This window comes from Lentzea indica, assembly GCF_012184385.1.
Lineage (GTDB): Bacteria > Actinomycetota > Actinomycetes > Mycobacteriales > Pseudonocardiaceae > Lentzea > Lentzea indica.
This window is the reverse complement of the sequence record NZ_VSRL01000098.1, coordinates 1-20,156: the sequence shown is the minus strand read 5'-3', so window position 1 is coordinate 20,156 and position 20,156 is coordinate 1. Positions and strand designations below refer to the sequence as shown.

The 20,156-nt window shown below is 67.6% G+C and carries 16 protein-coding genes and 2 pseudogenes; 11 read left to right on the top strand and 7 right to left on the bottom strand.

Translation table 11 applies throughout. The features are described 5' to 3' along the window. Positions 1-4 precede the first annotated feature (4 nt). The 4 genes from FXN61_RS25290 (at position 5) to FXN61_RS25275 (ending at position 5,716) form a co-directional block, all read left to right on the top strand. Positions 5-1,588 (top strand): N-acyl-D-amino-acid deacylase family protein, encoded by a 1,584-nt coding sequence (locus FXN61_RS25290; RefSeq protein ID WP_167976528.1) that lies wholly within the window; start codon positions 5-7, stop codon positions 1,586-1,588. Beyond that, a complete protein-coding gene (locus tag FXN61_RS25285; protein WP_167976527.1) occupies positions 1,585-2,982 on the top strand; it encodes a GntP family permease in 1,398 nt (465 codons plus the stop codon). Before FXN61_RS25290 ends, FXN61_RS25285 begins: the two co-directional genes overlap by 4 nt. Before the next feature lie 4 nt (positions 2,983-2,986). Further along, positions 2,987-3,529, top strand: coding sequence for a hypothetical protein (locus tag FXN61_RS25280; RefSeq protein ID WP_167976526.1), 543 nt, complete (start codon positions 2,987-2,989; stop codon positions 3,527-3,529). A 99-nt stretch (positions 3,530-3,628) separates the two neighbouring features. Further along, on the top strand, positions 3,629-5,716 hold the full coding sequence (locus FXN61_RS25275) for an alpha-galactosidase (protein WP_167976525.1): 2,088 nt from the start codon (positions 3,629-3,631) through the stop codon (positions 5,714-5,716). A 55-nt stretch (positions 5,717-5,771) separates the two neighbouring features. On the opposite strand, the gene FXN61_RS25270 is transcribed toward FXN61_RS25275, so the two are convergent. The 3 genes from FXN61_RS25270 to FXN61_RS25260 form a co-directional block, all read right to left on the bottom strand. Next, positions 5,772-6,062 carry a COG4315 family predicted lipoprotein gene (locus FXN61_RS25270; RefSeq protein ID WP_167976541.1) on the bottom strand — a complete coding sequence of 97 codons (291 nt, stop codon included), beginning with the start codon at positions 6,060-6,062 and terminating at the stop codon, positions 5,772-5,774. Next, the gene (locus FXN61_RS25265) at positions 6,059-6,925 is read right to left on the bottom strand and encodes a hypothetical protein (protein WP_167976524.1); all 867 of its coding nucleotides are present in this window, start codon (positions 6,923-6,925) and stop codon (positions 6,059-6,061) included. The genes FXN61_RS25270 and FXN61_RS25265 overlap by 4 nt, the downstream gene beginning before the upstream one ends. A 70-nt stretch (positions 6,926-6,995) precedes the next feature. After that, on the bottom strand, positions 6,996-8,171 hold the full coding sequence (locus tag FXN61_RS25260) for an FAD-dependent oxidoreductase (protein ID WP_167976523.1): 1,176 nt from the start codon (positions 8,169-8,171) through the stop codon (positions 6,996-6,998). 76 nt (positions 8,172-8,247) lie between these two features. On the opposite strand from FXN61_RS25260, the gene FXN61_RS25255 reads away from it, so the two are divergent. From FXN61_RS25255 to FXN61_RS25245, 3 genes are read left to right on the top strand one after another with little or no spacing between them, the layout of a single operon-like run. Continuing rightward, positions 8,248-8,844: a TetR/AcrR family transcriptional regulator gene (locus FXN61_RS25255; RefSeq protein WP_167976522.1), complete on the top strand. Its 597-nt coding sequence runs from the start codon at positions 8,248-8,250 to the stop codon at positions 8,842-8,844. A gap of 34 nt (positions 8,845-8,878) precedes the next feature. Next, positions 8,879-10,135: a VWA domain-containing protein gene (locus FXN61_RS25250; protein ID WP_167976521.1), complete on the top strand. Its 1,257-nt coding sequence runs from the start codon at positions 8,879-8,881 to the stop codon at positions 10,133-10,135. Beyond that, a complete protein-coding gene (locus FXN61_RS25245) occupies positions 10,132-11,322 on the top strand; it encodes a vWA domain-containing protein (protein WP_167976520.1) in 1,191 nt (396 codons plus the stop codon). The genes FXN61_RS25250 and FXN61_RS25245 overlap by 4 nt, the downstream gene beginning before the upstream one ends. 2 nt (positions 11,323-11,324) lie before the next feature. Here the strand turns inward: FXN61_RS25245 and FXN61_RS25240 are convergent, their stop codons facing one another. Next, positions 11,325-11,792 (bottom strand): SRPBCC family protein, encoded by a 468-nt coding sequence (locus FXN61_RS25240; RefSeq protein ID WP_167976519.1) that lies wholly within the window; start codon positions 11,790-11,792, stop codon positions 11,325-11,327. 311 nt (positions 11,793-12,103) lie between these two features. Then, entirely contained in the window at positions 12,104-14,983 is a 2,880-nt protein-coding gene (gene uvrA, locus FXN61_RS25235; RefSeq protein ID WP_167976518.1) for an excinuclease ABC subunit UvrA, read from the bottom strand. A 226-nt stretch (positions 14,984-15,209) separates the two neighbouring features. On the opposite strand from uvrA, the gene FXN61_RS25230 reads away from it, so the two are divergent. Beyond that, on the top strand, positions 15,210-15,962 hold the full coding sequence (locus FXN61_RS25230; RefSeq protein WP_167976517.1) for a maleylpyruvate isomerase family mycothiol-dependent enzyme: 753 nt from the start codon (positions 15,210-15,212) through the stop codon (positions 15,960-15,962). Positions 15,963-16,009: 47 nt separating this feature from the next. Here FXN61_RS25230 and FXN61_RS25225 read toward each other — a convergent pair. Beyond that, a pseudogene (locus FXN61_RS25225) lies at positions 16,010-16,969 on the bottom strand (acyltransferase family protein); the annotation flags it as partial. A gap of 138 nt (positions 16,970-17,107) precedes the next feature. Between FXN61_RS25225 and FXN61_RS25220 the strand changes: the two are divergent. Further along, positions 17,108-17,785 carry an MBL fold metallo-hydrolase gene (locus tag FXN61_RS25220; protein WP_167976516.1) on the top strand — a complete coding sequence of 226 codons (678 nt, stop codon included), beginning with the start codon at positions 17,108-17,110 and terminating at the stop codon, positions 17,783-17,785. 185 nt (positions 17,786-17,970) lie between these two features. After that, complete coding sequence (locus tag FXN61_RS25215; protein WP_167976515.1) at positions 17,971-19,251, top strand: ATP-binding protein; 1,281 nt, start codon at positions 17,971-17,973, stop codon at positions 19,249-19,251. A gap of 5 nt (positions 19,252-19,256) precedes the next feature. On the opposite strand, the gene FXN61_RS25210 is transcribed toward FXN61_RS25215, so the two are convergent. Continuing rightward, a complete protein-coding gene (locus FXN61_RS25210) occupies positions 19,257-19,832 on the bottom strand; it encodes a DUF7711 family protein (protein WP_167976514.1) in 576 nt (191 codons plus the stop codon). A gap of 10 nt (positions 19,833-19,842) precedes the next feature. Here FXN61_RS25210 and FXN61_RS25205 point away from each other — a divergent pair. Then, a pseudogene (locus FXN61_RS25205) lies at positions 19,843-20,156 on the top strand (amidase); the annotation flags it as partial.

Here is a 20,156-nt window from a genome sequence, read left to right as displayed (position 1 = left end):
ACCGATGGACGACGTCGTGCTGCGTGGACCACTGATCGCCGACGGCACGGGCACACCCGCCTATCGAGCGGATGTGGGTATCAAGGACGGCGTCATTTCGTCGATCGGTCACGGACTCACGGGCACGCGGTCGATCGACGCGGACGGGCTGGTGCTCGCGCCGGGGTTCATCGACATGCACTCGCACTCCGACCTGCGGGTGCTCGCCGAACCTGACCACCTGGCGAAGGTCTCGCAGGGCGTCACGACCGAGGTGCTCGGACAGGACGGACTGTCGTACGCGCCGGTCAACGACGAGGTGCTCGCGACGCTGCGCGGCCAGCTCGCCGGGTGGAACGACGACCCACCCGGCTTCGACTGGAACTGGCGCTCGGTCGGCGAGTACCTCGACCGGCTCGACCGGGGCATCGCGGTGAACGCCGCGTACCTGGTGCCGCAGGGGACGCTCAGGATGCTGGTGGTCGGCTGGGACGACCGGCCGCCGACGGAGTCCGAAATGGACAACATGAAGTCCGTTCTCGCGCAATCGCTTGCCGAAGGCGCAATGGGCATGTCGTCCGGGCTCACCTACACGCCGGGCATGTACGCGGACACGTCCGAGCTCGTGCAGCTGTGCGAGGTCGTGGGGCAGCACGGCGGGTTCTACAGCCCGCACCACCGCAGCTACGGCGCCGGCGCGTTGGAGGCGTACGCCGAGATGGTGGACGTCTCCAAGCGTTCCGGCTGCGCACTGCATCTCGCGCACGCGACGATGAACTTCCCGGTCAACAAGGGCAAAGCGCCCGAGCTGCTCCAGTTGCTCGACGACGCGATCGCCGGTGGCGCCGACATCTCGCTCGACACCTATCCCTATCTGCCTGGCGCGACCTACCTGTCGGCGCTGCTTCCGTCGTGGGCGACCGAGGGCGGGCCGGAGAGAGCCCTGGCGCGGTTGTCCGATGTGGACACCCGCGAGCGCATCCGCGCCGAGATCGAGGAGACCGGGTCGGACGGGTGCCACGGCGTGCCTGTCGACTGGGACTCCATCGAGATAAACGGCGTGCGCAACGACCGCAACACGCACCTGGTCGGCGCGAGCGTTCTCCAGTCGGCCGCCCGCATGGGACGTGCGCCCGCTGACCTGTACTTCGACGTGCTGGTCGACGAACGCATGGGCACCTCGTGCCTCATGCACGTGGGCCACGAGGAGAACGTGCAGGCGATCATGAAGCATCCGGCGCACACCGGCGGCAGCGACGGGCTGCTCGTCGGCGACCGGCCGCACCCGCGCGCGTGGGGGACGTTTCCCCGCTACTTCGCGCGCTACGTCCGCGAGCTGGGCGTGCTGAGCCTGGAGGAGTGCGTCGAGCACCTCACCGGCCGGGCCGCCAAGCGTTTGCGGCTCACCGACCGGGGTCTGGTCCGCGAGGGCTACGCGGCAGACCTGGTGCTGTTCGACGCCGCGACGATCGCCGACACGGCGACGTTCGACCAGCCCCGGCAGCAGGCCGCCGGCATCCCGTACGTGTTCTGCAACGGGGTGACGGTGATCGACGACGGAACCGCCACCGGCGCATTGCCAGGCCATTCACTCAGGAGCCGCCCGTGATCGATTGGTTGCAACACACGACACCGGGTCTGCTGACCCTCGCCGTAGTCAGCATCGCGGTGCTTCTCCTCCTCATCATCAGGTTCAAGGTAGAGCCGTTCATCGCGCTGATCGTGGTCGCGCTGGGGGTCGCCCTGGCCGCGGGCCTGCCGACGGAAACGCTGGTCGGTTCGGCCCAGAAGGCCTCGGACTCGTTGCTGGAGAAGGGCTTCGGCGGCATTCTCGGGCACATCGCCGCGATCATCGGTCTCGGCACGTTGCTGGGCGCGATGCTCGAGGCGTCCGGCGGCGCGCAGGTCCTGATGGACAAGCTGATGCAGGCGTTCGGCGAGAAGCGCGCGCCGGTCGCGATCGGCCTCGCCGGCCTGATCTTCGGTGTGCCGGTCTTCTTCGACATCGGCATCTTCGTGCTCGCGCCGCTGGTCTACGTGGCGGCCCAGCGCAGCGGCAAGTCGATCGTGCTCTTCAGCATGCCTTTGCTGGCAGGTCTTTCGGTCATGCACGCGTTCATGCCACCTCACCCAGGACCGGTGGCGGCGGCCGGTCTGCTGCACGTGTCGCTCGGCTGGATCATCATCATGGGTCTCGCGGTGGCGATCCCGTCGTGGTTCGTCGGCGGTGTCCTGTACTCGTACTGGATCGGCAAGCGGATCAACGTTCCCGTGCCGGAGGAGATGCTCGCCGCCGCCGAGAAGGCCAGGTCGGAGAACGGCTCGAAGGACGCGCCGTCGCTCGGGCTGGTGCTCTCGATCATCGGCCTGCCACTGGTGCTGATCCTGGCGGGCACGTTCGGCTCGATCCTGTTGCAGAAGGGCTCGCGGCCGTACTCGATCGCCACGTTCTTCGGCACACCCGCGGTGGCGCTGACGATCTCGGTGCTGCTCGCGTTCTGGCTGCTGGGTTTCCGGCGCGGTATGACGCGGGAGAAGATCGCGGAGCTGTCCAGCCTGTCGCTGAAGCCGGTCGCGATGATCCTGCTCGTGGTCGGCGCCGGTGGCTTCTTCGGTGCCGTGCTGGCCGCGACGGGCATCGGCAAGACGCTCGCCGGCGAACTTTCGGGGCTCGGCCTGCCGGTGATCGCGCTGTCGTACGTGATCAGCTGTGTCATCCGCATCGCGCAGGGCTCGGCGACGGTCGCGATCGTGACGACCGCGGGCATCGTGGCACCGGTGCTGGCGGACCTGAACTACTCGCAGCCGCAGCTGGCGCTGGTGGTCATGTCCATCGCGGCCGGTTCGATCATCGCCTCGCACGTCAACGACGGCGGGTTCTGGATCGTGTCCCGCTACTTCGGGCTGTCGGTGAAGGAGACGCTGCAGTCGTGGACCGTCCTGGAGACCATCCTCTCGGTGGTCGGTTTCGTGGTCGCCGCACTGCTCAGTCTGGTTGTCTGATCGGGTGCATCGGAACCTGATCTGTCTGCTCGTGATCGCGGCGGCGGGATGTTCCTCGCCGCCGCAGGTCACTCCTCCCGCCGCTCCGGACAAGGCCGCCGTGGTCGGGTGGGTCGACCAGGTGTGCGCCGCGGACAAGCCGATGCGCACGGTCAGCGCCGTCATCGCGCTCAAAGCCCCGAAGTTCGCCCAGGGCCAGCAGCCGACCGAGGCCGACCGGCCGGCCGTGATCGCGTACCTGACCGAGCTGCGCGACATGTACACGAAGGCCAAGACCGCCTACGACGGCGTCGGGCCGTCGCCGATCCCCCGCGGTGACGAGCTGGTCGCAGGGCACCGCAAGGGCCTGACCGAGCTCGTGCCGAAGCTGCAGGAGTACCTCGACAACGCGCAGAGGTTCCCCGCCCAGAGCATCGACGCACCGATGGTCCTGGCCGGTGCCGACGCCGCGACGTGGAAGCCGGAGGGACCTGGGCTCGGCGAGCTGCGGAACGCGGAGCCGGTGCTGGCCGAGGCGTATCAGCAGGCTCCGAACTGCCAGGGCTAATCAGACATAACTCAACATTTTCCAACGCTTGACAACGCGAGCCGTGCGCCACAGGATCGGCGCAATGTTCATTTGTGTTTGATGTGGACGGGGCCCCGCATGAACAACACGGAGGTCGTGCACCTGCACGACGACACCTCCAGCGTGGTGATCGAGGTCCGGGGTGCCGGGCTTCCTGTCGTGTCGCACTGGGGGCGCACCCTCGGCGACGTCGGCCAGGACGCCTTGCGCACCCTGGCAGACGTGGTGACGGGAACCATCCCGAACAGCTCACCCGACCACGCGGTCGCGCTCACGCTGCTGCCGGACGCGGGCGCCGGGCACTCCGGCCGTCCCGGCCTGCGGGGTCATCGGGGCGGCGAGCACTTCGCGCCGGCGCTGGCGGTGACGTCGTTCTCGGTAGAGGACTCGATCTTCCGTTACGTGGCAGAGGATCCAGCGGCCGCGCTCACCGTGACCGGCGTGGTGGAGCTGGCGTCGTCCGGGATGCTCCGGCTGCGGCACAGCATCCGCAACGACGGCTCGACGCCGTATGCGTTGGAGGGACTGGAGACCGCGCTTCCGGCGCCTGCGCACGCCACCGAGCTGCTCGACTTCACCGGGCGGTGGAGCCGCGAGCGTTCGCCGCAGCGGCACCCGTTCTCCTACGGCACCTGGGTGCGGGAGAACCGGCGTGGACGCACCGGGTCCGACGCGACGATCGGGCTGCTGGCAGGCACGCCGGGGTTCTCGTTCCGCTCCGGCGAGGTGTGGGCGCTGCACGTGGCGTGGAGCGGCAACCACGTGACGTACGCGGAGAGCTTCCCCGACTCGACGCCGGTCCTGGGTGGCGGCGAACTGCTGCTGCCGGGCGAGATCGTGCTGGCGCCCGGCGAAACCTACGAGTCGCCGTGGCTTTATGCGGCCTATTCGGCTGAGGGCATCGACGGGATCAGCGCGGCGTTCCACCGCCAGTTGCGTGAGCGCGCGCTGCGACCCCGGCCCGTCGTGCTGAACACGTGGGAGGCCGTGTACTTCGACCACGATCTTTCGCGCCTGACCTCGTTGGCCGACACCGCCGCAGCCGTTGGCGTGGAACGGTTCGTGCTCGACGACGGCTGGTTCCGCCACCGCCGTGACGACACCGCCGGCCTGGGCGACTGGTACGTCGACGAGACCGTGTGGCCGGACGGGCTCACTCCGCTGATCAAGCACGTCCGCGCACTCGGCATGGAGTTCGGCCTGTGGTTCGAACCCGAAATGATCAACACCGACTCCGACCTCTACCGCGCCCACCCGGACTGGGTGCTGGGACCGCGCCCCGGCGTGCTGCCGCCGTCGTGGCGCAACCAGCAGGTGCTGAACATCGCGCACCCCGAGGCGTACGAGTACATCCTGGAGCGGGTGTCGTCGGTGTTGTCCGACAACGACATCGCGTTCGTGAAGTGGGACCACAACCGCGACCTGATCGGCTCGCGGGTGCACGACCAGACCGAGGCGTACTACCGGCTGCTGGACGAGCTGCGGCTGCGGCATCCGCACGTGGAGATCGAGAGCTGCTCGTCCGGCGGGGCGCGGATCGACCTCGGCGTGCTGTCGCGGACCGACCGGGTGTGGACCTCGGACTGCAACGACGCCCTGGAACGCCAGCTGATCCAGCGGTGGACCGGAGTGTTCCTGCCGCCGGAGCTGATGGGCGCGCACGTCGGCCCGACCCGCTCACACACCACCGGCCGGGTGCACGACCTGTCGTTCCGGGTGGCGACGGCTCTGTTCGGGCACTTCGGCATCGAGTGGGACATCAACTCGGCGAGCGACGACGAGCGTGCGGGCCTGCAGGCGGCGATCGAGTACTACAAGGACGTCCGTTCCTTGGTGCACAGCGGTGTCACGGTGCACTCCGACCACCCGGACCCGGCCGCGTGGGTGCACGGCGTGGTCGCCGCCGATCAGTCCGAGGCGCTGTTCTGCTACGCGCAGATCGCGACTTCGGTGCAACACATGCCGGCGCGGGTGCGCTTCCCCGGCCTCGACCCCTCGCGGACGTACCGGCTGTCGTTCGACGCGCCCGCAGGGTGGCCGAGGCTGATCGGGCGGGACGAGAAGAAGTGGGAACCGGTCTCGTTGCCCGGCTCGGTGCTCGCTGACGTCGGGATCCAGCTCCCGGTGCTCGAGCCGGAGCAGGCGATCCTGATGCGCCTCAAGTAGAACGTGCCGAAGCCCCGGCGGACTGACCCACCGGGGCTTCGCCTCCCTCTTTCACTTACTGGCCGGCGCGACTTCCGTCGGCCTTGGTAGCCCACCACTTGCCGCCAACGCCCTGTCCGTTGGCATCGCCGCAGACCTTGTCACCTGAATAGAGGTACTGCGGCGATCCTGCGATGGTGAGCTGTTTCTTGCCGTCCCGCTCGATCGTCCCCACAAGTGCGGGATCCACGCCCTGCACTTGGAACCCCTCGCTGACGAAAGCGGGCGGCCACTGCACCGCGCACTCGCCGGAGCAGTTGCTCGTGGGCGGGTCCGCGGAGTCGTCGTCGAACCGGTAGAGCGTCATCCCGTCGGCGTCGGTGGCGACGACCCCGAGGTCCCCGACGGTCGCACTGGTGAGCGCGATCGCCTTGTTCTGCTGGGCCTTCTTGCCGTCGTGGCGGTGGCGAACCACTTCGGCACCGTGACACCCTTGGCCTCACCGGGCTTGCTGTCGTTCTTGAACGTGTACTGCGGCCAGTTCGCGACCGTGAGCTGCTTCTTGCCGTCCTTGCGGGTGATCGTCCCGAGCAGCTTCGGGTCGACGCCCTTCACGCGCGGCTGCTCGCCCTCCACGTACACCGGCGGCCACGTCGCGGCACAACCACCGTCGCAATTGGACGCCGGCGGCTGCGCGGTGTCGCCGTCGAACCGGTAGAGCGTGAGGCCCGCGCTGTTGGTCAGCACCGCACCGAGACCGGCGATGACGCCCGTCCGCGCGGCGAGCTGGGTGCGCTCGCCGCTCTTGCCGGTGGCGAACCACTTGCCTTGCAGGCCCTGCCCCTTGGTCTCGCCCGGCTTGACGTCCTTGGCGAACCGGTACTGCGGCATGCCGTCGACGGTCAGCTGACGGCTACCGTCCTTGCGGACGAAGCTGCCGACCTCGTCCACGCCCTCCACCGTGAAGTTCTCGTCGGCGACGGTCGCGGGAGGCCACGTCGCGGCGCACTCACCGTCGCAAGTGGACTCGTTCGGCTTGTCGCCGTCGAACCGGTAGAGGGTGAAGCCCTCGACGTCGGTGACGACCGGACCGAGGTCGTCGATCTCGGCGATCTTCAGCGCCACAACGCTTTCCTGCTGCTGCGCGACGGGCTTGCTCTCCGGCGTACCGGCGCAGGCGGTCAGCGAGATCAACCCCAGCGCGACGACCGTGACGGTCTTGCGGATCATCTCAACCTCCTGGCTCGTGCCCATCGACGCCCATCACACGTAGAACGAGCCAGAACGGTTCAATCTTTTTTCAGTCGCCCTGACCAGCGAACATCGCACGCTTCAACGCGGGCACAGCGCTCGCCGTCCGAAGCACGGTCTTGAAGACGGTCCGCGCGATCGGGCTGCCGTCGGCGAACTGCCGTGCCGCCCGCAGCGAGTCGCGGACCGCCGCGAACCCGTAGTCGTACATCTCCGCTTCGTACCGGGCGATGGCGTCGCCGCCTTCTGCGATGCATCGCGCGAGCAGTTGCGCGTCACGCAACGCGATGTTCGCCCCGATGCCTCTCATCGGCGTCATCGCGTGGATGGCGTCGCCGAGCAACGTGACGTTCGTGGGCTGCCAGCGCTCGATCGGCTTCGACGACCGGATCCGCCACTCGCTGATCGTCTCGGCAGGCGTGGCCGCGACGATCCGGTTCAGTTCCGGGCTCCACCGCGAGATCCGGCGCAGCACCTCACGTTGCAGATCCAGCCCGTCGTGGACGGTCAGATCGGCGGCCGCATACGCCCACATCAGGTAAGGACGTGCGTTGTCGAACAACAGGTCGTCCTGGACGTCGGTCACGCCCAGGCCGTCGTGCGCGGCCAGGAACATCCCCGCCCGGCCCGTCGGAACGATCGAGTTCGCGCGCACCACCAGTTCCCGCGGCACCCAGTCGTTCTCGTCGAGGAACAGCTTCCCCGCGATCGCCGTGACCCCGACCGCCTCGGTGCCCGCGTGCGGCAGGTACTGCCCGCGCACCCGTGACCGGATCCCGTCCGCACCGACCAGCACGTCACACGACGCGGTGGTGCCGTCCTCGAAGTGCAGGGTGATGTCGCCGTTCTGCTCGTAGCGCTCGAACCGCTTGCCGAACTGGACGTCCAGTCCGTCGAGCAGCACCTGCCTGAGCGTGATCCGGCTGGCCGAGTAGTGCTGCTCCACCTCGGGATCGAGCAGCAGCAACGGTTTCAGCTGTTCGGTCAGGAAGCCGAACCCGTTGCCGCCGTGCCCGGCACTCTCCTCGAACCGAGCCCAGTTCGCCGCGGGCAGGCACTCCCGCAGCGCAGCGGCACCGTGCGGGTTGATGTGCACCCGGTACCCCTGCAGGCGGTCCGTGCGCGAGAGATCGCGCTCGTACACCGCCACGTCCACGCCGGCCTTGCGCAACCCGTGCGCCAGGCACAGCCCACCGATTCCTCCACCAACCACTGCGATCCTCATGCCACCAAGTTTCAACCGTACGGTTGATTAAGTCAACCTGTTGGTTGAAACCGGCCGGTCGACTACCGTGTTCGCCGTGGATCAACGCCGGTCTCCCAGCGCCTCGGAACGCAAGCGCGACCCGGAACGCACGCGGGCCCGCATCCTGGAGGCGGCCGCGGCGGAGTTCGGTGCGAAGGGCTACGCGGCCACGCGCACGACGGACATCGCGGCGCGGGCGGGCGTGAACAAGCAGCTGATCTCGTACTACTTCGGCGGCAAAGAGGGCCTGTACAAGGAACTCGCCACGAGCTGGCACAGCACGGCCGCCGAGATGGCGAGCCAGGAACAACCGCTCGACACTGTGCTGGCGAGCTTCGTGGCGACCACGCTCACCGATCACGGCCGTCTCTGGGCGTGGTCGAACCTGGCGGGCGACAGCCCGCCCACCGACGAAGCATTCCTCCGAGCCCAGGTCGACCAGATGCGGGATCGCCAGGCCGCGGGCGAGCTCCCCGCGGACCTGGACCCCGGGCTTCTGCTGCTGGCGCTGATGGCGGCCGCCGCCGCGCCGCTGACCCTGCGGCAGACCGCGAGCCAGATCACCGGCGAGGACCCCTCCACGCCCGAGTTCGCTTCCAAGTACGCGGAGCAGCTGGCCCTGTTGGTGCGCCACCTGTCCGGCCGAACCTGACTTCTTTTCCTCCCAAACTCGCTAGCTTGCGTTCATGGACGAGATCAGGCTCTCCGTCAACGCGGCGAACGAGCTGTCGCCGACGGCGTCCGATGCGATCCAGAAGGCGCACGGGGAACTCGAGGAGCCGGCCGAGAACCCCACCAAGTACGCGGTGCATTTGGGCAACGCCAAGGGCGTCATCGTCGGCGACAACGCACGCCAGTGGAACACGTTCTGGGAGCTTCCGAAGAGCGTGCGGCGGCTGCTGATCGTCCTGCTCGTCGCCGTGCTGGTCGTCGGCAGCGGATTCGTGGTGGTGCGGTGGGTCGTCCCGCTGTTCGCGCCCATCTACAAGACGACGTTCCTGATCGACGCGGCCGAGGGTGACCTGGCGAGCGTTGTCGGTGCGTTGTCCACGGTCGTCGGCAACTCGGGCGAGCACGACTCCCAGTCGTTGCGCAGCTTTGGTGGCGACTGCGGTTCCGACGACAACACCACGCAGCTCGTCGGGTTCGGCACGGGCAACCGGCAGGAGATCGCGGACGCCGCTCGATCCGTGCGGCAGGGCACGAAAGCCACGTTGCAGCGCGGGATCGTCGAGGCGGTCAGCGACTTCACCGCGCCGTTGTCGCTGGAAGCCAGGCAGGTCAACCGGATCATCGTGGTGACCAGGCACGGCAAGGACGCGTGCGACCCCGACGACGAGTTCGTCCAGACCCAGATCCGGGACAGGGTCGCGGCGGCCGGCCTGACCATCGAGTTCCGGTTCATCGGCTACCAGGTCGACGACAACGACGATGACCGGCTGACGAAGTTGGCCGCACAACTCAAGACGCAGGAGCCCACGTTCACGAAATCGCCAGAAGCGCTCAAGCGCGCGCTCGCGTGGTTCACCACCATCGAGCCGGTGCTGCGGTCGTCGCAGTCGGTCGTCAACGTGCTGAACCCGACCGTCGACAAGCTCAACTCGGCGACCGAGGCTCTGAAGAACGGCCGGTTCGACCTCGCCGACACCGCCATGGCCGAGGCTCGGGACGCCGTCGTGGACATCGAGATCAAGGACCTCGACGGCCGCACCAGCTCGGCGGACGCGGTTCGGTTGCGGGACATGGCAGTCCGGTTGCGCACGTTGCAGGCCGCGGTGATCGAAGCCGCTGACGCGTTGCTCGGTTCGGCTCGTTCGGGACGGAACCTGACGGAACCGCTCGCCGTCTACACCAAGGCCGCCGACGCGTACAACGCCGAGGCGCGGAACATGACGGACGCGCTGACATCGCTGCGCGCGCAGGGCCCAGGGGGAACGCAATGAAACGCTGGTGGGTGGCGGCGGGCGCCGTCGTCCTGGTGCTGGGGCTCGTCACCGGTGGACTGTGGGTGTTCCTGACTCCTGACCACCGCACGACGTTCCTGATCGACGCGTCCGAGTCGTCCGACTTCCGCGAGGTGGCGGACGCTGTCGGCGCCGCGGCTTCGAACATGTCCGCCGATGATTCGCTGGCCCTTCGGCGCTTTGGTGGCGCCTGCGACTCCGCCAACACCTCTGAACTGGTGACGCCGGGCACCGGGCAGGCGGCGAAGATCGGTGAGGCGGCGCGCGCGATCACGCCGAGCGGCAAGGCGACGCTGCTCAGCGGCATCCTCGCGGCGATCGACGACTTCGCGCGCACGTACCCGTTCCGCGGCGACGAGACGAACCGTATCGTCGTGGTTGCGCGCGGCGGGGCCGACGCTTGCGGCAAGAGCGCCGACGAGGTCCGCACGATCATCAACGAGCACACCTCGCGGGCGGGCGTGAAGATCGACTTCCGGTTCGTCGGCCACCGGCTGACCCCGGAGCAGGTCAAGGTCCTCAACGACATCGCGGCCGCCTCCGGCGCCCAGCAGCCACGCCTCACCAAGACCTCGGACGAGCTCGTCACCACGATGAAAGAGGTCTCCGTCCCCGCGGACCTGGTGGCCAAGGAGGTGAAGACGGCTCCGTGCGACGGGGTGACCCCGGAAACGCTCGCGGCCGCGCACCCGCTGGGAGCCGACGTGCGCTACTTCGACATCAAGTGCCGGCAGGACCGGTTCGTGCTCGCGATGGCGAACACCACCGCAGGGCAATCCGACAATCTCCTGGTGCTCTTCGAGCTGCAGGGCGAGGCGTGGAAGTACCAGACCTCCGGCACGTCGCTGCCTTGCGGTTCCGTGCCGCAGGAGGTCTGGAAGCAGTGGGAGATGCCGTGCGAGTTCGATCCCGTCGTCTGCCGTGACGGCGACCGGAAGGTGACGGACCTGGACGGGGTCGGCTGCCCCGCGGCCATCGACATCGCGGACCGCTACACAGCGGCGATCGATGGTGGTCAGGTCGAGGGCCAGGGCTTGTTCTGGAACTCCGGTGAGTGGTCCTGCGCCTGGCCCTATGAGGACGGCCTCGCGCACGCCCAGGTCCCACTGAAATGCAGGCGGACCACCGACAGGAAGGTCGTCCAGATCGGCGACTACCAGCGCTGAGATCAGGAGTCGCGGCGGCTGGCCGCTCTGGCCTCGAGAACCTGTTTCAAGCCCTTGAAGCCGCCGCGCATCATCAGGTCGTGGTTGCCGCGGAAGAACGGCTTGGCGATCAGCACCAGACGCCGCAGCAGTGTCTTGTTGACCACGACCTCCTGGTCGAACACCAGGTCGGTGCCGCCGTCGCGGCCGATGATCTCCCAGCTGGCAAAGCCCTCGAGATCACCGGACAACGTCGCACGCAGCAGGCCGGCCTGCTGGTCCCTGATGCTGTGCTTGACCTGCACGATGATGTCGAAGGGCAGGAACGAGCGACACGTGAGCTCGCCGGTCTCGTCGTCGATCTTCGTCGCCGCGCGGATCTCGGGCCACCACAGCGGGTAGTTCGCGATGTCGGACAGCACTTCATACACATCAGCCGGACACGCGTCGACGTGCCACACGCTGCGGAAGCGATAGCGGTGGAGTGACACGGCCGCCATCATCCCGGATAGCTCGTTCGAGTGACAGGTTCTCGACAAAAGTCACATCGGACCGGGAATTCTTCACGGCCTGTCATGCGGCTCCAGTGAGACTTGAGCGTCTCACCAGGCCGACCGAGTTCACTTGCCGGCTAGACGAGGAAGCCGTTCCAAGGTCCGCAACCAACCGGCAGCCGCGACTTGACGGAGTGCCTGCTCCGACGAGTCGAGCACCTCAACGAGGCTGAAGGGGTACGCCAAGGGCTCCCCGCGCGACGCCTGAAGAGCGCGCTCGCGGTGGGCCAGCGCATCGAGTGGAATCATCACCCTGTGGCCGACACCTCCTCGTTCTCGAGCACCTGCAGCAAGAACTGCCCCGTGTAGCTCTTCTCGACCTCGGAGACCTGCTCGGGTGTGCCCTCCGCCACGACCATACCGCCGCCAGAGCCACCTTCGGGACCCATGTCGACGATCCAGTCGGACGTCTTGATGACGTCGAGGTTGTGCTCGATGACGATGACGGTGTTTCCCTTGTCCACCAGGCCGTTGATCACGCCCAGCAGCTTGCGGATGTCCTCGAAGTGCAGGCCCGTCGTCGGCTCGTCGAGGATGTAGACGGTCTTGCCGGTCGAGCGCTTCTGCAGCTCCGACGCGAGCTTCACGCGTTGCGCCTCACCACCGGACAGCGTCGGCGCGGGCTGGCCCAGCCTCACGTAGCCGAGACCGACGTCGACCAGCGTGCGCAGGTGCCGGTGGATGGCGTTGATCGGCTCGAAGAACGTGACCGCTTCCTCGATCGGCATGTCGAGGACCTCGGAGATCGTCTTGCCCTTGTAGTGCACCTCGAGGGTCTCGCGGTTGTACCGCGCGCCCTTGCACACCTCGCAGGGGACGTAGACGTCCGGGAGGAAGTTCATCTCGATCTTGATGGTGCCGTCGCCCGCGCACGCCTCGCAGCGGCCGCCCTTGACGTTGAACGAGAACCGGCCCGGCTGGTAGCCGCGGACCTTCGCCTCGGTCGTCGCCGCGAACAGCTTGCGGACGTGGTCGAACACGCCCGTGTAGGTGGCCGGGTTCGACCGCGGCGTGCGGCCGATCGGCGACTGGTCGACCCGCACCAGCTTGTCGACCTCGTTCAGGCCGTTGATCCGGGTGTGCCTGCCGGGGACCTGGCGCGCGCCGTTGAGCTTGTTCGCGAGCACCGTGGCGAGGATGTCGTTGACCAGCGTCGACTTGCCAGAGCCGGACACACCCGTGACCGACGTGAGGGTGCCGAGCGGGAACGACACGTCGATGCCGCGCAGGTTGTGCTCGCGTGCACCGACGACCGTCAGCTGGCGCTTCTTGTCGATCTTGCGGCGCTTGGCCGGCATCGGGATCGACTTGCGGCCAGACAGGTACGCGCCGGTGATCGAGTCCTTGTTCGTGAGCAGCTTCTTGTACGGGCCGCTGTGCACGACCTTGCCGCCGTGCTCACCGGCGCCGGGGCCGATGTCGACGACCCAGTCCGAGGAGCGGATGGTGTCCTCGTCGTGCTCGACGACGATCAGCGTGTTGCCCAGGTTGCGCAACCTGGTCAGCGTCTCGATCAGCCGGTGGTTGTCGCGCTGGTGCAGGCCGATCGACGGCTCGTCCAGCACGTACAGCACGCCGACCAGTCCGGAGCCGATCTGGGTGGCGAGCCGGATGCGCTGCGCCTCGCCGCCGGACAGGGTGCCGGAGGCGCGGTCGAGCGACAGGTAGTCGAGGCCCACGTCGAGCAGGAAGTGCAGGCGGGCCTGGATCTCCTTGAGCACCGCGCCCGCGATCATCGACTCGCGCTTGCCGAGCTTCAGCCCGTCGAGGAAGTCGGAGCACTCCGCGACGCTCATCGCGCAGACCTCGGCGATGGACCTGTCGCCCTTCTTGCCGTGGTGCAGCGTGACCGCGAGGATCTCCGGCTTGAGCCGCGTACCGGCACACGCGGGGCACGGGACCTCGCGCATGTAGCCCTCGTACTTCTCCCGCATGTACTCGGACTCGGTCTGCTCCTGGCGCCGTTCGAGGAACGGGATGACGCCCTCGTAGTTGGCGTAGTAGGAGCGCTCGCGGCCGTAGCGGTTCTTGTACCGGACGTGCACCTGCTCGTCGATGCCGTGCAGGATCGCCTTCTGCGCCTTGGCCGGCAGCAGCCGCCACTGCTGGTCCATGCGGAAGCCGATGGTCTCGCCGAGCGACTGCAGCAGGCGCGTGAAGTACTCGGCCGTCTGCCCGCCGGCCCACGGCGCGATGGCACCGTCTTCGAGGCTCAGCTCGTCGTCGGGGACCACGAGCTCCGGGTCGACCTCCTTGCGCACGCCGATGCCCGTGCAGACCGTGCACGCGCCGTACGGCGAGTTGAAGGAGAACGACCGCGGCTCCAGGTCCTCGATCGCGAGCGGGTGGCCGTTGGGGCACGCCAGGTTCTCGGAGAAGCCCCTGATCCGCTTCGGGTCGTTCTCCGGAAGATCGACGAACTCGAGCTCGACCAGGCCGTCCGCGAGCCGCAGCGCCGTCTCGACCGAGTCGGTGAGGCGCTGCTTCGACGACGCCTTGACGCTGAGCCGGTCGATGACGACCGCGATGTGGTGCTTCTCCTGCTTCTTGAGCTTGGGCACGTCGGCGAGCGCGTAGACGGCCCCGTCGACCTTCGCGCGCGAGTAGCCCTGCGACTGCAGGTTCTGGAACAGGTCGAGGTACTCGCCCTTGCGGCCGCGGATGACCGGCGCGAGCACCTGGAACTTGGTGCCCTGCTCCATCGCGAGCACCTGGTCGACGATCTCCTGCGGCGTCTGCTTGCCGATCGCCTCACCGCACTGCGGGCAGTGCGGCTTGCCGGCGCGCGCGTAGAGCAGGCGCAGGTAGTCGTAGACCTCGGTGATGGTGCCGACGGTCGACCGCGGGTTGCGCGACGTCGACTTCTGGTCGATCGACACCGCGGGCGACAGCCCCTCGATGAAGTCGACGTCCGGCTTGTCCATCTGACCGAGGAACTGGCGCGCGTACGCCGACAGCGACTCGACGTAGCGGCGCTGGCCTTCCGCGAAGATCGTGTCGAACGCGAGGCTCGACTTCCCGGAGCCGGACAGCCCCGTGAAGACGATCAGGCTGTCCCGCGGCAGGTCGAGATCCACGCCGCGCAGGTTGTGCTCGCGGGCGCCGCGAACAACAAGACGGTCTGCCACTGGGGTCCCTTCGGCTGCGATCGGCGGGTCACTCACGCCACACTCTCCCGAACAAGCGTTCGAAGCGTACTAGCATCGTTTTGGCGGCAGTGCGCGACCCGCCGACCATGCTAGGGCGCACCCCTGACAAAAACGGTTCCGGTCGCTCGCGCATTCCCCTGAGCAGGCTTTACTCCTAGGCTGGTCACTTCGATCAGAGCCTCAACGTCGGGGAGAGGCAGCACACATGACCTACACGCCGTCCACGCAGCACACGTCCGTACCCGCACCGCGAGGAGTGCCCGACCGGCACATCAACGCGGTGCGCCAGGCGACGGACGTGCTGTACGAGGTCGTCGAGGAGCTGGACCAGGCCGCCCTGCGCGGACCTAGCCTGCTGCCCGGCTGGACCCGCGGACACGTCGTCACCCACCTCGCACGCAACGCCGACGCACTGGTGAACCTGCTCACCTGGGCACGGACCGGGGTCGAGCACGAGGCCTACGCGTCGCGGGCGGACCGCGACGCGGACATCGAGGAGGGTTCGCGCCGCATCCTGCAGGTGATCAAGGCCGATCTGGACTCGGCGTGTCTGAGGTTCGACGCCGCGTGCCGCGAGATGCCTGCGCACGCGTGGCGTTCCGAGGTCACGGCGCCCAGGGGGCAGTCGATTCCGGCGTCCACGGTGCCGTTGTTCCGGCTGCGCGAAGTCTGGATCCACCTCATCGACCTCAACTACGGCGTCGGGTTCGAGGACCTTCCCGCCGACTTCGTGGAGGAGTTCCTCGACGACGCCGTCAAGCAGTTCGAGGGCAGGGTCGACCCGTTCAGCATCGAGGTGACCCTGCCCGACGGCACTCAGCGCATCTGGACCGTCAACGGCCCTGCCAGCCGCAACTCCGTCAGCGGGTCGGCGAGCGCCGTCCTGGGCTGGCTGACCGGCAGGACCGACGGCGCCGGACTGCGCGGTGAGCTGCCGGAGCTGCCCGACTGGATCTGAGTCAGCAACCGGTACGCGGGCCGTTCGACGAACGTCGTCATCAGCCACCCCAGCACCAGTGCCGAGGTGACGAACCCGGCGAGCAGCCACCAGGACCGCAGCCCAACGGCGTGCATGCGGTCCATCACCACCGTGCCGATCTGCTGGTGTACGAGGTAGACCCCGTACGAGATGCCGGCGAGCCACGTGACCGGTTTGGCGATCGGGTTGAAGAACACCCAATCGGGTCCAGCGGCCGCCGCGCACACCATGAGCAGCAGCACGGCGAAGCCGAGCGTCGATCCGTACTCGGTCGTGTGAATCGCCTGGGCCATCAGGGTGGCGACGAGGAGCGCGATGAGGTGTTTCGTTCCGAGCCGGTGCTTGTGCCACAGCCAGATCGCGATGCCGGCGGCGAACAGCTGCGCCCTGTGCAGCGCGAGACCGTTGTAGACCACGAAGAGCGTGTGCGAGTGGTTCAGCGCCGGACGCAGCAGCAGCGGCGTGATGATGAGCGCCCACAGGAAGACCCGGAGCTTCTTGCCTCTGAGGTGCTTCACGAGCACGGCGCCGGCGATGAACGCCGCGAGCTGCACCGGCACGGTCCAGTAGGCGAAGTCGACGATGTTGACGTCGGGAAACCACTGGTTGATCAGCAGCAGGTTGTAGGCGACGTCTCTTCCGTCGAGCTGACTCCACCCATCCGGCGCGATCCACCGCTGCACGGCGTAGGTGAGCACCACGGCCACCATGTACGCCGGCAGCAGGCGCGCGAGTCTTCTCCACAGGAACTGCCCCGGCTTACCGCTGTTGAGCGAGGCACAGGCGAAGAAAGCCGAGACGACCATCAACGTGCTGGCGCCCATCGACATCGGGAAGTCGAACGGCAGCGGCCCGAGATCGGGGTGACTGCTGACGCTCGTGAGCGTGGCGTGGTGGAGCAGCACACACCCGATGGCGACGACGCGGAGGACGTCCCAGCTGACCTTGCGGGCAGTCCGGGGCTTTTGTCGTTGCGCTGGAATCACGAGAGGCGGGGACCTGTTCGTTGGTGCTTTCGGCGTACTCGGGGTTCGGAGCTTGATCCTTCCTTACCCTATGAGCGAGACCTGTATGCAACCTGAAGGTGTGCGTTGCGCCGCTTCGACCGACTACCGTCAGCCACCGTGGACGTACTAGAGAACTACACCGGTCACGTCGATCCAGAGGGCCCCGCCGCCCGCCGCACCCTGGACGCGCTGACCATCACGAAGATCTCCGTCGGGCCGATGGACAACAACGCCTACCTGCTCGTATGCCGGTCCACGAACGAGGCGTTGCTGATCGACGCGGCCAACGACTACGAGCGCCTGTCCGACCTGTTCGGCCACATCCCGAACCGCCCCCGCCTGCGCACGATCGTGACGACGCACCAGCACGCCGATCACTGGCAGGCGCTGGGAGCCCTGGCCGGCGCCCACGGCGCGAACACCGTCGCCCACGAGCTCGACGCCTCCGTCCTACCCGTCCCACCGGACGTCCTGGTGGAGCACGGCGACACCATCAACGTGGGAGAAGTCCCGCTTTCGATCATCCACCTGCGGGGCCACACGCCGGGCTCGATCGCGGTCCTCTACGAAGACCCGTCCGGGCACCCGCACCTCTTCACCGGAGATTCACTCTTTCCGGGGGGTGTGGGAAAGACCACGTCCGCCGACAACTTCGCGTCCCTGATCAACGACGTCGAGGACCGCCTGTTCGCCGTGCTGCCCGACGACACGTGGTTCTACCCCGGCCACGGCGACGACTCGACGCTCGGCAAGGAGCGCCCCGCGCTGGCGGAGTGGCGAGCCCGCGGCTGGTGAGAGCCCGGATGTGACGGGCTCGGCCACCGTGGCCGAGCCCAGGCACGAAGCAGCAAGATCAGCAATCTGTCGGTTCTGAGCCCTGCAGAATGTCGGTTCACCTGTCCGTGGTTTGTCGGCTCGGCGTGCTGTGAGATGTACACTCTTCGCCAGTTGACCGATGAATCTCGCTGGTGAGGGGCCTCGTGCTCGAGTCAGATCTGGTTCGCGCGTGCTCCGGTGTCACGGAGGAGTACCTGTCGACGTTCCGTGTCGTGATACTCAACGGACCACGTCAGGCCGGCAAGACCACCCTGCTCAGGCACCTGCAGCACCGCCATGGCGGAACGTTGCTCAACCTCGACGACGAACAGCTCTTGCAGGCAGCGATCAGCGACCCGCTTGCGTTCGCGGGTACCGGCAGCGAACCGAGGCTCATCGACGAGGTCCAACGAGCCGGCGACCCACTCGTGAGGGCGATCAAGGCAGAGGTGGACGCCGTTCCACGACCGGGTCGCTACGTGCTCGCCGGGTCCACCCGATTCCTGGCGACCCCGAGCTTGTCGGAATCGCTGGCCGGTCGCGGCGCTGTCGTGGACGTCTGGCCGTTCTCACAAGGCGAGTTCGCGGGGAAGTTCGAGTCGTTCATCGACACCGCGTTCGACGAACCTCACTCGCTGAGTCGCCTTGCGCCCTCACAGGTGGACCGCGCCGACTACTTCGCGCGCGTCTGCCGGGGCGGCTTTCCCGAGCCGGCGCTCATGACGAGCACGCGAGCACGCAGGGCCTGGTTCCGAAGCTACGTGCAAGCCATCGCCGAACGGGACATCCGCGAGATGGCCAAGGTCAACGAGCCGAGCGCGATCACCGCGCTGCTGTCCTATCTCGCGTCGATCACCGCGCAGGAGCACAACAGCGTCAACACGTCCAACAAGACGGGACTTCACCGCACCACGGTGAACCGCTACCTGGAGCTTCTCGAAGCGGTTTTCTTGATCCACCGGCTTCCAGCGTGGTCGCGCAACCTGACTTCGCGAGTCGTGAAACACGCCAAACTGCACCTCACCGACACGGGACTCGCCGCTTCGCTGCTGGGTGTTTCGCCGGAGTCACTGGCCAAGCCGGTCGCTCCTGCCCGCGGCCCGCTGATCGAGACCTTCATCGTCAACGAACTCGCGAAGCAAGCCACCTGGAGCGAGACCGCGGTCCGGTTGCATCACTGGCGAGTCAGCGGCGGAGCGGAAGTCGACGTGGTTCTGGAGCGAGACGACGGCCAGGTCATCGGCATCGAGTCCAAAGCAAGAGACACCGTGACCAGAGAGGACTTCCGAGGACTCGCGACGTTGCGCGACCTCCTGGGCGACCAGTTCTCACAGGGAATCGTCCTGCACACCGGTCGCCAGGCGGCGATCAGCTTCGGCGACCGGCTCGTGTCGCTTCCCATCTCATCGCTGTGGGAGCTCGGCCACCGGCCCGACGACACGTGAGTGGGTCAGACGTCCAGCAGGTCGAGATAACCGGTGGTCGTGCGCCAGAGGGCGTCCGAGTACGGGGTGAGCTTGCCGGCGCCCCAGCGGCGGTCGGTGTAGGCCTCGTTGGCCCGCCGCAACGCCCTCAGGCTCACCTCCAGCTCGTCCTCGATCCGCTTCCTGAGCTCTTCCGGCGACGGCGCTGCCTGACGCACCAGCTCACCCGTGCCGTCGCTCACCGCCACCAGGGCTTCCTCGTTGATGCCGTCCGCCGCGCTCCAGATCAGTGCGGGCCGCTCGATGCGGTGGTTCCACACAGGCGCGTCCTTCGACCTCCACCGCGCTTCGAACGGATTGCGCGACAGGCGCGTCGAGTTCGCCCAGTGTTCCGCCCCGACCGGCTCGGACAGCCACGGCACCTCGTCCACCGGCAGGTCCGTCACGAGGGCGACCTCGATGACGTCGACGTCACGGGGCACGTCCAGCAGATCACCGAAAACCCACAGCTCGACCACCTGGAACCGGAAGAACGAAGCGGGCAGCTCGCCGCACTTCTCGGCGAGCTCAGCCAGGTGGTGCACAGCGCGAGTCCATTTCACGGGGTGGATCATGCCTGACCTGGTTCGCGAGGCCTTGGCCCGGTTGGACCTCGTGGAACCGGCCCTGTGCGCCTTCCACACGGTCTTCCGCTCTTTCGCCCCGGTCGACCCCTCCCTGCCGCTCGCCGGCATGCCCATCGCGGTGAAGCACGGCGAGCGTCGCAGCCACCGCGAGGCGTTGATGGCTCTCGGTTGCGTTCCCATCGGCCTGACCACCACGCCCGATGGCAGCACTCCCTGGCAGACGTGGGGCCGCAACTCTCGTGACGTCACCCGCAACCCGTGGAACCTCGACCGCACTCCGGGCGGCTCGGTCCGCCGGAT